The organism is Amycolatopsis sp. NPDC004368, from assembly GCF_053602515.1.
Map to the genome: position 1 here is coordinate 297308 of NZ_JBSGDT010000004.1, position 13040 is coordinate 310347.

A 13040-nucleotide genomic window follows, 5' to 3' on the forward strand; every position below is an offset into this window, starting at 1 on the left:
GTGCTCGACAGTCTTTCTGGGCCTGTTCTCGCCCAGGCTCCGGTGACCCAGGTGGCGACACCTTCGGTCGATTACGCGGCCGTGCTGCCGTTGCTGATCATCTTCGGCGTGGCGTGCATCAGCGTGCTGGTGGAGGCGTTCGCGCCGAAGTCGTCACGCTGGTACACGCAGGTCATCGTGACCCTGGTCGCGATCGTCGCGTCCGGCGTCGCGCTGATCAAGTACGCCACCGGCTCGTCGTCGACGAAGGCGGGCGTGACCACGTTCGCCGGCGCGATCTCGGTGGACCGGCCGTCGCTGTTCCTCTGGGGCACGCTGCTCCTGCTGGGCCTCGGCGCGGTGTTCCTCATCGCCGACCGCAAGGTGGAGCCGGGTGGCGCGTTCGTGGCCCAGGCCGCGATCAGCCCCGGCACCGTGCAGGACCGCGCGCAGGTCGCCTCGGCGACGACGTCGCAGACCGAGGTCTTCCCGCTCACGCTCTTCGCGCTCGGCGGCATGATGGCCTTCACCGCGGCCAACGACCTGCTCACCATGTTCATCGCGCTCGAGGTGCTGAGCCTGCCGCTGTACCTGATGTGCGGCCTGGCCCGGCGGCGGCGGCTCATCTCGCAGGAGTCGGCGGTCAAGTACTTCCTGCTCGGTGCGTTCTCGTCGGCGTTTTTCCTCTACGGCCTTGCGCTGCTCTACGGCTACGCGAACTCCGTGAAGCTCGGCGAGATCGCCAACGCGGCGGCCGGCTCGGACCGCTCCGACACGCTGCTGTTCGCGGGCCTCGGCCTGCTGGTGGTGGGCCTGCTGTTCAAGGGCTCGGTCGGCCCGTTCCACACCTGGACGCCCGACGTCTACCAGGGCGCGCCGACGCCGGTCACCGGTTTCATGGCCGCGTGCACGAAGGTCGCCGCGTTCGGTGCCATCCTGCGCGTGCTGTCGGTCGCGTTCTCCTCCACGAGCTGGGAGTGGCGCGGGGTGCTGTGGGCGGTGGCGATCATCTCGATGGCCATCGGCGCGATCCTCGGCCTCACGCAGACCGATGTGAAGCGCATGATCGCGTACTCCTCGATCGCCCACGCCGGCTTCCTGCTCGTCGGCACGATCGCGATGACCGAGGACGGGCTGTCGAGCACGCTGTTCTACCTGCTGGCCTACGGCTTCACCACGCTGGCGGCGTTCGGCGTGATCAGCCTCGTGCGCGACTCCAGCGGTGAGGCCACGCACCTGTCGGCCTGGGCGGGGCTGGCGAAACGCTCGCCCGTGCTGGCCGGGGTGTTCACGTTCCTGCTGCTGGCGCTGGCTGGTATCCCGTTGACCAGCGGGTTCGTGGGCAAGTTCGTGGTGTTCTCCGCGGCGCTGTCCGACGGCATGGCGCCGCTGGTGGTGATCGCGCTGGTGTTCAGCGCGGTGGCCGCGTTCTTCTACCTGCGGGTGATCGTGCTGATGTACTTCTCGGAGCCGGCCGCCGACGGTCCGACGGTGGCGATTCCGGGTGGCTTCACCGCGGCGGCCATCACGCTCGGCGTGGTGGTGACCCTGGTGCTGGGCCTGGTGCCCTCGTTCGCTCTCAGCTGGGCGAGTTCTGGCGGTTTCGCTGTGTAGTTGGCCTCGGCTCCGCCGAGGCGTGCGAGATCGCCTTTGAGCCGGTTTCTTCCCTCCCGACACGGTCGGCCCGGGGGGGCCGCCCGCATCGGGAGGGAAGAAACCGGCGCGATCTCGCTGAGTGGTTCCTTTGCCGTGCCTGGCCTATAAGCTGGTTCTGTGCACATCGAGCGGGTGCGGATCACGGACGTCCTGGGGTTCCGCGGTGCCCGCACGGTGGACCTGAAGCTGCCAGGGCCCGGCTGGACCGTGCTGGCCGGGCGCAACGGGTCGGGCAAGACCACTTTCCTGCGGGCATTGGCGCAGGCGCTCGTGCAGCTGCCGTTCGCGGAGAGCCTGATCGCCGAGGGCAGCTCGATTGCCGTTGACGTGGTGGGGGAGGGGCCGGCGTTCTGCGCGGGCTACGGGCCGTTCCGGCGGCTGGCCGGCGGTGCGCCCGAGGCGCAGTCGCTGATGCGCGGCGAGTTCGCGCGGGTGGCGAGCCTGTTCAGCGAGGACGCTTCGCTGTCCGAAGGCGTGGCGTGGCTGATCAACCAGCACCTGCGCGCGCTGGAGGGCAAGGCGGGCGCGCGGGAGCTGAAGGACGCCGTGCTGGGCCTGCTGGGCGACGGCCTGCTGCCCGACGGTTACCGCGTGCGCGACGTCGACTCCGACGGCCTGTGGGTGTCCTACCGCGGCGACCGCTTCCCGCTGCGCGAGATGAGCGACGGGTACCGCACGGTCACGGCGCTGGTCGTCGACCTGGTGCGCCAGCTCGCCGACGCCGGGCTCGGGGTCGACGCGTCCGGTGTGGTGCTGATCGACGAGGTCGACGCGCACCTGCACGTGTCGTGGCAGAAGCGGATCGGGCCTTGGCTGAAGGCGCACTTCCCGCGGATCCAGTTCGTGGTGAGCACGCACAGCCCGTACGTGTGCCAGGCCGCGGACCCGGGTGGCCTGATCCGCCTGCCGGGGCCGGACGAGCAGGAGCCGCCGCGGGTGGTGTCGGACGAGCTGTACCAGCGCGTGGTCTACGGCAGCGGTGACGACGCGGTGCTGTCGGACCTGTTCGGGCTCGACAGCCCCTATTCGCCGCGCGCCGTGGAGCTGCGCGAGCACCTCGCCGAGCTTGAGCTGCTCGTGGCGACGGGCCAGGCGGACGACGACGGTGTGCGCGAGTGGGAACAGCTGCGCGACCGGCTGAGCAGCTCACCGCCGAGCCGCGTGGACGACGTCACGCGCCACCTCGACGACCTGTGATCGGGCTGCGCCGGGTGGCGCTGCCCGCCCTGGTGGCCGCCGAGCTGGCTCGGCTGACCGCCCGGATTCCGCCGGGGGACAACAAAACCGCGCGTCGCTTGTGGACTTCCGCCCGCGGCGCCCGCCGCTCGATCCGCACGGGGCTCACGTCGATGGCGGCGGGCCGCGGCTACTGCATGTACTGCGGCGACGGCCTCGGGTCCACTGTGGACCACTTCGAGCCGGTGGCGCTGGCTCCGCACCGCGCGTTCGACTGGCTCAACCACCTGCTGGCGTGCGAGTACTGCAACAGCCACCACAAACGCGACCGCTTCCCGGTGGATGGCCTCGGCCGACCGTTGCTCATCGACCCGACGGCCGAGGATCCGCTGGACCACCTGTTCCTGGTTCTGTCCATCGGCACCTACCGGGCGCTGACCGACAAGGGCCGCGCGACGATCGAGGTGTGCGGCCTGAACCGGCCCCTGCTGGAACGCGGCCGGGCCGCCGCCGTGGACCAGGTGACGGCCCTGGTGTTCCACTGGTGGAATGGCGACGCCGAGACGCGCCGCCGCGCCGTGTGGACCCTGCGGGACCAGCCGCACGCCGACGTCCTGCACGCGATGCTGCGCCAAGCCCTCCTGCCGGGCGCTCCCCGCGTTTTCGGCGACCCTTCCCTGCTCGACCTGCTCCGCGACGCCGAGCTGCGTGCTGAACTGCTGGCTTAGCGTCGCGGAGCAGGGACAGTTACGGCGTCGGGGAGCAGGCCGTGCGGCCGACGGTCACTGAGCCGGTGATGCCCGAAGCAGGGAGGAAATCGATGCGGAGCATGGTCAGGCTGATGCTGCCGTTGCCCGGGAGCGTTTGAGTGTTGAAAACCGCGTTGGCCAGCACGGTGCCGTTCGACTTCGTGATCGGCTTCGTGTAGCCCGCCGGCATGGGCGAGGGCAGGCCGGTGATGCCGGCGAGACCGCTGAACGTCCAGTTGGCGCTGGTCTGCTTCTGCACGGCGTCGCACGTGACGGTGTAGCTCGAGAGGCGGATGCGCGGGCCGCCGGCGCTGACGAGGGCCGAGAGCTCGAAGTTCTTGCCCGTGGCGGTGGACTTGGTGCTGGTGGTGTCGTTGTCGGGGTCGACGACCGTGGTCGTGCAGGAGGACGTGCCGCCGCCCCAGCTCAGGCCGGTTTTGCTGAGCGAGCCGGCCGAGGCGCTGGTCGGGCCTTCGACCGCGCAGGGCGCCAGCGTGGGCACCGTGACCGTGGTCGAGCCCTTGGTGAAGCTCGCTTCACCGAGGTCGGCCACGCCCGCCGGGGTATCCGCCTGCGCCGGCGCGCCCGCGAGCCCGCTCCCGGCCACCAGCAACGCGCTGACGAGCCCCGCCCGCCTGATGTTCGTGTTCCGCATGACCTTGTCCTCCTCCTGGTGCCGGGGAGCGACCGTCGGTTTCTCCCACTGAGTGAATATCCGCGCGGCCGTTTCCCCCGTTGCGGTCCTGGCCGCTGATCACTCGTCGGTGCCAGGGGATCAACCCTTTCGTGGCCCGGCCTTGACTTCTGGGACCGAGTTGCCCCCCGGTGTCATGTTCGTCACCGTTTCCCCTGGACAGCGGGTAAACGGCGTACCAGGGGTAGCCACTACTCTGAAAGCCGGATAACCCGACTGGCGCATGAGAGAGCGGAGCCGACGTGTCTGTGTCTTCACCACCCCCGGGGGCGGGAGCCACCGCTGCGCGGGATGGCGCCGTCGAGGACCTCCGCGCGACCGTCGGGCTGCAGATCGAGGACGAGAAGCTGCTGAGGGCGATCGCCGGGGGGCTGGCGGACGTCGAGGCGATGTTGCGGGACGTCGTGAAGAGCGATGTGCAGGCGGTGCACGACGCGGCGTTGCACCTGGTCGAGGCGGGGGGCAAACGTTTCCGTCCCCTGTTCACGCTGCTGTCGGCGCAGTTCGGGCCGCGTCAGGACGACCACGTGCTCATCGCTGCCGCCGCGGTGGAGCTGGTGCACCTGGCGACGCTGTACCACGACGACGTGATGGACGAGGCCACCATGCGGCGCGGCGCGGAGAGCGTGAACGCGCGCTGGGACAACACCGTCGCGATCCTGACCGGCGACTTCCTCTTCGCCCACGCGTCGCGCCTGGTGGCCGACCTCGGCACGGACGCGGCGCGGATCATCGCCGAGACGTTCGGCGAGCTCGTGACCGGCCAGATGCGCGAGACGGTGGGCCCCGGCCCCGGCGACGACCCGGTGGAGCACTACCTCACCGTCATCGCGCAGAAGACCGGCTCGCTGATCGCGACGTCGGGGCGCTTCGGCGGCATGATGTCGGGCGCGCCGGAGGAGTACATCCAGGCGCTGCGCCGCTTCGGCGAGATCATCGGCACCGCGTTCCAGATCTCCGACGACATCATCGACATCGCGTCGCCGTCCGACGAGCTGGGCAAGGCGCAGGGCACGGACCTGCGCGAAGGCGTGCGCACGCTGCCCATGCTCTATGCGCTGGCCGACCCGGACGCCGACCCGCGGCTGGTGGAGCTGCTGGCCGGCCCGATCGCCGACGACGAGGTGGTCGCCGAGGCCCTGGAGCTGCTTCGCCGTTCGAGTGGACTCGAACGCGCGCGCGTCACCCTTTCCGACTACGCTTCCCGGGCACGTGCCGAGCTCGCAGCGCTGCCCGCTTCCCCTGCCCGCGACGCTTGCGAGTCGGTCGCCGACTACCTGGTCGCGCGGACGCATTAAAAAGGGGCAAAACGGATGTCCATTTTCGGACAAGTCTGGCTGTGGAGCTTGTTGGCGTTTTTCGTCGGCGCGCTCGTGGCCTGGTTGGTCCTGGTGTTACCGGCGCGCAAGCGCATTCGTGAGCTCGAAGAGGCGCTGGCGTCCGCGCACGCCGAGAACGCCCGCACGCCGGCCAACGCGGCCGCGCTCGCCGCGTCGGCCCGCACTTCGGTGCTGCCGCCGGTGGACGCCCCCGAAGAGCCGGTGGGTTCGGTCGCCTCCGGGTTCGCCGAGCCCGACCGCGAGCCGGCCTGGACGCGCGACGAACGCGAGCACGCGCCGACCGAGCTGATCGCCGCCACGCCGCCCGCCGGGTTCGACCCGGAGGCGGAGTACGACGCCGAGTACCGCCTGGCCGACGAGCCGGCGCCGGAACCCGAGCGCGCGGAGCCGGCGGCGGTGTCCGCCGTCGACAGCGGCTCGATGTACCGCGCCGCCGCGACGGAGTACCTGAGCCCGGTCTCGCGCGAGTCGGACAGCGGTTACCACCACGCGGTCGAAGACTTCGACGGTGCCGAGTTCGACACTGCCGACGAAGACCACGCCAGCGGCCACCACCGGGCCGTGGAACCGTTCGAGAGCAAGCTGGAGCCATTCGAAAGCCGGCTCGAGCCGGCGGCCGAGGAACCGGTGTCGTTGTTCCAGCCCGCCGCGGAACAGTCCGAATCGGACTGGTTCTCGAAGCAGCTGCCCGAGCGCTCGCCCTTCGAGGACGCACCGGGTGGCGACTACCTCGACGAGCCGGAGTCCACGGAGCACCTCACGCCGGGCGCGGCCGCCCCGGTGACTCCCGCCGAGGACGTCGCCGAAGAGTCCACAGAGGAACCGCCGGAACCCGGCGGCCTCCCGAAGCGCCAGCCCCGCGAGTCGCCGCGCGGCGGGTTCGACCCGCCGCAGCCGATCCAGCCGTCGATGCGCGCGGTCGAACGCCGCGAACCCGACCTCACGGGCGCGCACAGCGGTTCGCTGTTCGAGCCGTCGGTGCAGCCCAACCAGGTCGCCGCCATGGCCGCCCCCGAACCGCCCCCGGCCCGCGACACCGCCGAGGACTCCGTGCCCCCTGGCCCCTTCGGCCCGGGCTCGGCCATGCCCCGCCCCGGCGGCGGCCGACCCTCGGACGCCTTCACGGTCAAGGCGAGCGTCACGGCGTTGCGGTACTGCACCGAGGAATCCCCGCAGTTCCCCCGCATGGTCGCGGAAGTCTGGTTCCGCACGGCCGCGGACGCCGAACGCGTCGGCTTCCGGCCGCTTTCTTGATTGCTTGCGGCTTCGCCGGAGCAATCAAGAAAGCTGTGTTTTTGGCGTCGGCTCCGCCGCCGCGTGCGAGATCGCCTTTGAGCCGGCTCCTTCCCACCCGACATGGTCGGCCCGGGGGGCCGCCCACATCGGGTGGGAAGAAACCGGCGCGATCTCGCTCTGTGGCTGAGTTTTCTGTGCTTCAGAGAATCAAACGACAGTCCAGGTGTCCTTGCCGCGCAGCAGGCCCTGCAGGTCCGGCTTGCGGGCGGCGCGAGCCTCTTCCACCTGGGCCCGGGCGCCGTCGTCGTAAGTGGGGCGTTCGACGGAGCGCAGGATGCCCGTGGGGACGTGGTTGAGGTTCTGGTCGCCGAGGCGGGTGAGCGCGAAGGCGTACGACGTGTCGGCGATCGACGGGTCGTGGACGACCAGGTTGTCCTCGCCGATGTCGGTCACCTTGGCGACGTCGAGGCCGCCCCATTCGCCGCGGCGGACGCCGTACTCGCCTTCGGCGCCGAAGCGGATGGGCTCGCCGGCCTTCAGCGGGATGAGCCGGGACGCGGCCTCGTCCTTGTCCTTCAGCACGTCGAAGGCGCCGTCGTTGAAGATGGGGCAGTTCTGGTAGATCTCCACCACGGCCGAGCCGCGGTGGCGGGCCGCCGCCTCGAGGACCTCGGTGAGGCCCTTGCGGTCGGAGTCCAGCGCGCGCCCCACGAACGACGCCTCGGCGCCGATGGCCAGCGACAGCGGGTTGAACGGCGTGTCCACCGAACCCATCGGCGTCGACTTGGTGACCATGCCCTGGCCCGAGGTCGGCGAGTACTGGCCCTTCGTCAGGCCGTAGATCCGGTTGTTGAACAGCAGGATCTTGATGTTCACGTTGCGGCGCAGCGCGTGGATCAGGTGGTTGCCGCCGATGGACAGCGCGTCGCCGTCGCCGGTGACGACCCACACCGACAGGTCCGGGCGCGTGGTGGCCAGGCCGGTCGCGATCGACGGCGCGCGGCCGTGGATCGAGTGCATGCCGTAGGTGTTGAGGTAGTACGGGAAGCGCGACGAGCAGCCGATGCCCGAGATGAACACGATGTTCTCGCGCTTGAGACCCAGCGTCGGCAGGAACGACTGCACGGCGTTGAGCACCACGTAGTCACCGCAGCCGGGGCACCAGCGAACTTCCTGGTCGGACTTGTAGTCCTTGGCCTTCTGCGGTTCATCGGTGGTGGGAACGAGGTCCAGACCACCGAGCTGCGGCAGTCCGAGGTCGATGGCGGTCACTTGACGCCCTCCGCGATGGTGCTGGTGATGATTTCTGCGAACACGTTCTGCAGCTCTTCGGCCTTGAACGGCAGCCCCGCCACCTTGGTGTACGACTGCACGTCCACCAGGTACTTCCCACGCAGCAGCAGCGCGAGCTGGCCCAGGTTCATCTCCGGCACCACGACCTTGTCGTAGGAGCGGAGCACGTCGCCCAGATTGGCGGGCAGCGGGTTGAGGTGACGCAGGTGCGCCTGCGCGATCGGCATGCCGAGCTTGCGCACGCGCCGGCAGGCCGCGCCGATCGGGCCGTAGGACGAGCCCCAGCCGAGCGCGAGCACGCGGGCCTTGCCGCCTGAGGGGTCGTCGACCACGAGGTCGGGCACGTCGATGCCGTCGACCTTGGCCTGGCGCAGCCGCACCATCTTGTCGTGGTTGTCGGGATCGTAGGAGATGTGCCCGGTGCCGTCGGCCTTCTCCAGGCCGCCGATGCGGTGCTGCAGCCCCGGCGTGCCCGGCACGGCCCAGGCGCGCGCCAGCGTCTCCGGGTCGCGCACGTACGGCCAGAACTCACCGGAGTCGTTGGTGGCGTTGGGTTCCGTGGCGAACTCGACGCGCAGGTCCGGCAGGTCCTCGACGTTCGGGATCAGCCACGGCTCGGAGCCGTTGGCGATGGCGCCGTCGGAGAGCAGCAGCACCGGCGTGCGGTACTTCAGCGCGATCCGCGTGGCCTCGATCGCCGCGTCGAAGCAGTCGGCCGGCGAGAGCGGCGCGATGATCGGCACGGGCGATTCGCCGTTGCGCCCGAACATGGCCTGCAGGAGGTCGGCCTGCTCGGTTTTCGTCGGCAGGCCGGTGGACGGACCACCGCGCTGCACGTCGATCACGACCAGCGGCAGCTCCGTCATCACGCCGAGCCCGATGGTCTCGGACTTGAGCGCGATGCCCGGGCCGGAGGTCGAGGTGACGCCCAGCGCACCGCCGTAGGACGCGCCCAGCGCCGCGCCGATGCCGGCGATCTCGTCCTCGGCCTGGAACGTGATGATGCCGAAGTTCTTGTGCTTGGACAGCTCGTGGAGGATGTCCGACGCCGGGGTGATCGGGTAGGTGCCCAGCAGGATCTGCAGCCCGGACTGCTGCCCGGCCGCCACGATCCCGTAGGCCAGCGCGGTGTTGCCGGTGATCTGCCGGTAGGTGCCCTGGTCGAGCTTCGCGGGCGCGACCTCGAACGTGGTCGCGAACGACTCGGTGGTCTCGCCGTAGTTCCAGCCCGCGCGGAACGCCAGCACGTTGGCCTCGGCGATGTCCGGCTTCTTCGCGAACTTCTCGTGCAGGAACCGCTCGGTGCCCTCGGTCGGCCGGTGGTACATCCACGACAGCAGGCCGAGCGCGAACATGTTCTTGCACCGCTCGGCGTCCTTCTTGCCGAGGCCGGTGTCGGCGAGCGCGCCCTGCGTGAGTGTCGACATGGCGACCCGGTGGACCTGGAAGGCCGAGAGCGTCTCGTCGTCGAGCGGGTCGTTGTCGTACCCGACCTTCACGAGGTTGCGCTTGGTGAACTCGTCGGTGTTGAGGATGATCGTGCCGCCGTGGGGCACATCGCGCAGGTTCGCCTTCAGCGCCGCGGGGTTCATCGCCACCAGCACGTCGGGCCGGTCGCCGGGGGTGAGGATGTCGTAGTCGGCGAAGTGCACCTGGAACGACGAGACACCCGGGATCGTGCCCTGCGGCGCCCGGATCTCGGCGGGGAAGTTCGGCATCGTCGACAAGTCGTTGCCGAAGGCCGCGGCCTCGGACGTGAACCGGTCGCCCGTCAGCTGCATGCCGTCACCCGAGTCACCCGCGAACCGGATCACGACCCGATCCAGTTTGCTGACTTCGGTGGACCTCGAGCTGGTCAGGGAAGCGTTGCTGTGGCCGTTGCCGGCCGCCGTGCTTCCCGGACCGCCGTTCGCACTCGTGCTCATGGGTCAGGGAATCCCTCTCTCCCGACGTGCTGCGACCCCGGGTCGGCCCCCGGGGAAACGCCCGCCCGGCGATGTCGGCTGGATCACCAGGCCACTCCCGAGGTTACTCGTCGGGGACTCGGGAGTTCCCGAAGTGTGGGGTTCCCGGAGAGGAAGGTTTCCCTCCCGGCATCGGTGACGGGCGCACTTCGTTACCTGTAACCGATGGTAACGGGATTAACCGGGTAGCCGCAGTGACGCACGTCTCCCCCTGATGGTCCACACAAACCGGATTTCCCGGTTTGTGACACGGACGATGCCACCGAATGGACTGGTCCCGCATCCGCGTCCCGACATGTGGATGAGTTCCATTCGAGTTCTCGATGAACGCGCGAGCGCACCTGGATCAGCCCTGCGGGTTCGGTGGCCGTTCCAGCAGCCGCGACAGCACGACCGTCGACACGGTGCGGTCGATGATCTCCAGGCCCCGCAGTCGTTCCAGCGCCGTCTCGAGGTGGTGGATGTCGGCGGCGCGCAGGTGCACGATCGCGTCGGCCGCACCCGAGACGGTGTAGGCGGCCACGACTTCCGGCAGCGGTTCGAGCCGCGCGCGGATGCGGGCCGGCGTGACGTTGCCCTGGCAGTGGACCTCCACGAACGCCTCGGTGCCCCACCCGAGCGCCTCCGGGTCGACCACCGCCGTGAAGCCGCGCAGCACACCCGTTTCCAGCAGCCGATCGACGCGGCGCTTCACCGCCGGGGCCGACAGCCCCACGACTTTGCCGATCTCGGCGTAGCTCGAACGCGCGTTGGCCACGAGACAGGAAACGATTCGCTGGTCGATGGTGTTCACACGCAATGTTTAGCAGGTATGTGCGCAGCGAACAGCGATTGATTGCGTATTAGGCCGACCTTAGTCTGCGTCTATGCAGGCAGAGTCTGTGCAGCGCGTGCCCACCACCCGCCGTTACCTGATGTGCCCGCCGCGGTTCTTCGCGGTGGACTACGTGATCAACCCCTGGATGGACCCGACCAAGCCGGTCAGCGCCGACGTCGCCGTGGCGCAGTGGACCGAGCTGCGCGACACGTACCGGCGCCTCGGCCACACCGTCGAGGAGATCGAGCCGCAGCCGGGCCTGCCCGACATGGTGTTCGCGGCGAACTCCGGCACGGTCGTGGACGGGCGCGTGCTCGGCTCGCGCTTCCGGGCGCCGCAGCGCGCGGCCGAGGCCGAGCACTTCCGCCGCTGGTTCGTCGAGCACGGCTACCGCGACCTCACCATGCCCGAGCGCATCAACGAGGCCGAGGGCGACTTCGCCTGGACCGGCCGGCTGCTGCTCGCCGGCACCGGTTTCCGCACCGACCAGGCCGCGCACGCGGAGGCGCAGGAGGTGCTCGGCGTGCCGGTGGTGTCGCTGAGCCTCGTCGACCCGCGCTACTACCACCTCGACACGGCACTGTTCGTGCTCACCGAGGCCGACGGTGGGAGTGGTGGCCAGATCGCCTACTACCCGGAGGCCTTCTCGCCCGGCTCGCGAAGGGTGCTGCGGCGCTTGTTCCCCGACGCGGTGATCGCCACGGCTGCCGATGCTGCGTGCTTCGGCCTCAACGGGGTGTCCGACGGGCGCAACGTCGTGCTGCCCCTGGAGGCGACCGGGCTGGGCGCGGAGCTTGCCTCGCGCGGCTACGAGCCCGTCTACCTGGACATTTCCGAACTGCGGAAGGCCGGCGGCGGGCCGAAGTGCTGCACTTTGGAGATTCGCAAATAACTTTGTGTAGATAGTGTAACTACTCCATTTGCCAATCCGATTAATCGGGACACCAGGAGGTCCGACGCTCCGAACCGGGACGAGGTGCGATGGTCAACTTCACCGTGCACGGCATCGGCAGGCCCCAGCGCGCGCTCGACCCGGGCGAGGACGAACGCTGGATCACGGTGGAGCAGTTCGAGACCTTGCTGGACGTGGTCGCCCGGTGCCCCGAGTCGCGGCTGACGTTCGACGACGGGAACGTCTCGGACGTCGAGGTGGCGTTGCCGAGGTTGGTGGAGCGCGGGTTGCGCGGGGAGTTCTTCCCGCTCGCCGGCCGCGTCGGGTCGCGGGGGTTCGTGGACCGAGCAGGGCTGCGCTCGCTGGTGGCGGCGGGAATGGACGTGGGGTCACACGGATGGGACCGGTTCGGCGGACGGCGGCTCGAGGAGCGGGTCCTGCGCCGGGAACTCGATGCGGCGCCGCGGTTGCTGGGGGAGCTGAGCGGACGGGCGGTGCGCCGGTACTCACTGTCGGGGCGGCGCGTGGATCGGCGGGTGTTGGGTCGGCTTCGGGAGGCGGGGGCGACGCGGGTTTATGCCGGGCGAGGGCCTGGCGCGGGTGGGGAGTGGTTGCAGCGGCGGGTTGAGGTGCATCGGGATCTCGAGCGCCGATGGGTTGAGAGCGTGGTGGGGCGGCGGCCGGGCGGGTGGTCTGGGCGGTTTCTTGCGTTTTAGGTTTGGGCCGACCCCGCCAGTCCAACGCAACAGGCAGCCCACCGCTCACCGCAACGAACGGCCCACCAGCCAACGCACGGGCCTCACTCAGTGCACCTCCGCACTCGGCCGCGCAGCCCACCGCTCACCGCAACGAACGGCCCACCAGCCAACGCACGGGCCTCACTCAGTGCACCTCCGCACTCGGCCGCGCACCCCACCGCCTCACCGCAACGAACGGCCCACGAATCACCGCAACGGCCCCTGACCAAGGCAGGGCCGTATCACCCAGGCCCCTTCCCGCACCCCGATCCGAAGCCTCACTGCGGCCGCCGAGCCGTTGTCAAGGCACGCTTTCCCGCCTTGACAACGGCTCAGCGGCCGTCAGCACACTCCAGCTTCGGGGTGCACGCCCAACGCACGCCGCCCCGCGGGGCCAACACCCCCGAAACCCGCACGCCGCCCCGCGGGGCCAACACCCCCGAAACCCGCACGCCGCCCCGCGGGGCCAACACCCCCGAAACCCGCACGCCGCCCCGCGGGGCCAAC

11 protein-coding genes are annotated in these 13040 nt (G+C 70.0%); 7 read left to right on the forward strand and 4 right to left on the reverse strand.

Translation table 11 applies throughout. From position 1 onward, the window contains the following. Nucleotides 1–42 precede the first annotated feature (42 nt). The 3 genes from nuoN to ACWEOE_RS09795 all read left to right on the forward strand — a co-directional run bounded on the left by nuoN (nucleotide 43) and on the right by ACWEOE_RS09795 (nucleotide 3539). Entirely contained in the window at nucleotides 43–1593 is a 1551-nt protein-coding gene (gene nuoN / locus ACWEOE_RS09785; RefSeq protein ID WP_452006407.1) for an NADH-quinone oxidoreductase subunit NuoN, read from the forward strand. Between the two features lie 159 nt (nucleotides 1594–1752). Next, on the forward strand, nucleotides 1753–2832 hold the full coding sequence (locus ACWEOE_RS09790) for an AAA family ATPase (RefSeq protein ID WP_452006410.1): 1080 nt from the start codon (nucleotides 1753–1755) through the stop codon (nucleotides 2830–2832). Continuing rightward, nucleotides 2829–3539 (forward strand): HNH endonuclease, encoded by a 711-nt coding sequence (locus tag ACWEOE_RS09795; protein WP_452006412.1) that lies wholly within the window; start codon nucleotides 2829–2831, stop codon nucleotides 3537–3539. The genes ACWEOE_RS09790 and ACWEOE_RS09795 overlap by 4 nt, the downstream gene beginning before the upstream one ends. A gap of 19 nt (nucleotides 3540–3558) precedes the next feature. Here the strand turns inward: ACWEOE_RS09795 and ACWEOE_RS09800 are convergent, their stop codons facing one another. Further along, entirely contained in the window at nucleotides 3559–4215 is a 657-nt protein-coding gene (locus ACWEOE_RS09800; RefSeq protein ID WP_452006415.1) for a hypothetical protein, read from the reverse strand. A 287-nt stretch (nucleotides 4216–4502) separates the two neighbouring features. On the opposite strand from ACWEOE_RS09800, the gene ACWEOE_RS09805 reads away from it, so the two are divergent. Beyond that, complete coding sequence (locus ACWEOE_RS09805; protein WP_452006519.1) at nucleotides 4503–5552, forward strand: polyprenyl synthetase family protein; 1050 nt, start codon at nucleotides 4503–4505, stop codon at nucleotides 5550–5552. A 15-nt stretch (nucleotides 5553–5567) separates the two neighbouring features. Continuing rightward, nucleotides 5568–6848: a sunset domain-containing protein gene (locus tag ACWEOE_RS09810; protein WP_452006418.1), complete on the forward strand. Its 1281-nt coding sequence runs from the start codon at nucleotides 5568–5570 to the stop codon at nucleotides 6846–6848. 189 nt (nucleotides 6849–7037) lie between these two features. Here ACWEOE_RS09810 and ACWEOE_RS09815 read toward each other — a convergent pair whose 3' ends face one another. The 3 genes from ACWEOE_RS09815 to ACWEOE_RS09825 form a co-directional block, all read right to left on the reverse strand. After that, entirely contained in the window at nucleotides 7038–8102 is a 1065-nt protein-coding gene (locus tag ACWEOE_RS09815; protein WP_452006421.1) for a 2-oxoacid:ferredoxin oxidoreductase subunit beta, read from the reverse strand. Next, nucleotides 8099–10048, reverse strand: coding sequence for a 2-oxoacid:acceptor oxidoreductase subunit alpha (locus ACWEOE_RS09820; protein WP_452006424.1), 1950 nt, complete (start codon nucleotides 10046–10048; stop codon nucleotides 8099–8101). Before ACWEOE_RS09820 ends, ACWEOE_RS09815 begins: the two co-directional genes overlap by 4 nt. A gap of 385 nt (nucleotides 10049–10433) precedes the next feature. Beyond that, nucleotides 10434–10880, reverse strand: coding sequence for an Lrp/AsnC family transcriptional regulator (locus ACWEOE_RS09825; protein ID WP_452006426.1), 447 nt, complete (start codon nucleotides 10878–10880; stop codon nucleotides 10434–10436). A 73-nt stretch (nucleotides 10881–10953) separates the two neighbouring features. Between ACWEOE_RS09825 and ddaH the strand changes: the two genes are divergently transcribed. Together ddaH and ACWEOE_RS09835 are read left to right on the forward strand one after the other, a co-directional pair. Beyond that, nucleotides 10954–11796, forward strand: coding sequence for a dimethylargininase (ddaH, locus tag ACWEOE_RS09830; protein WP_452006429.1), 843 nt, complete (start codon nucleotides 10954–10956; stop codon nucleotides 11794–11796). An 89-nt stretch (nucleotides 11797–11885) separates the two neighbouring features. Further along, on the forward strand, nucleotides 11886–12512 hold the full coding sequence (locus ACWEOE_RS09835; protein ID WP_452006432.1) for a polysaccharide deacetylase family protein: 627 nt from the start codon (nucleotides 11886–11888) through the stop codon (nucleotides 12510–12512). Nucleotides 12513–13040 lie beyond the last annotated feature (528 nt).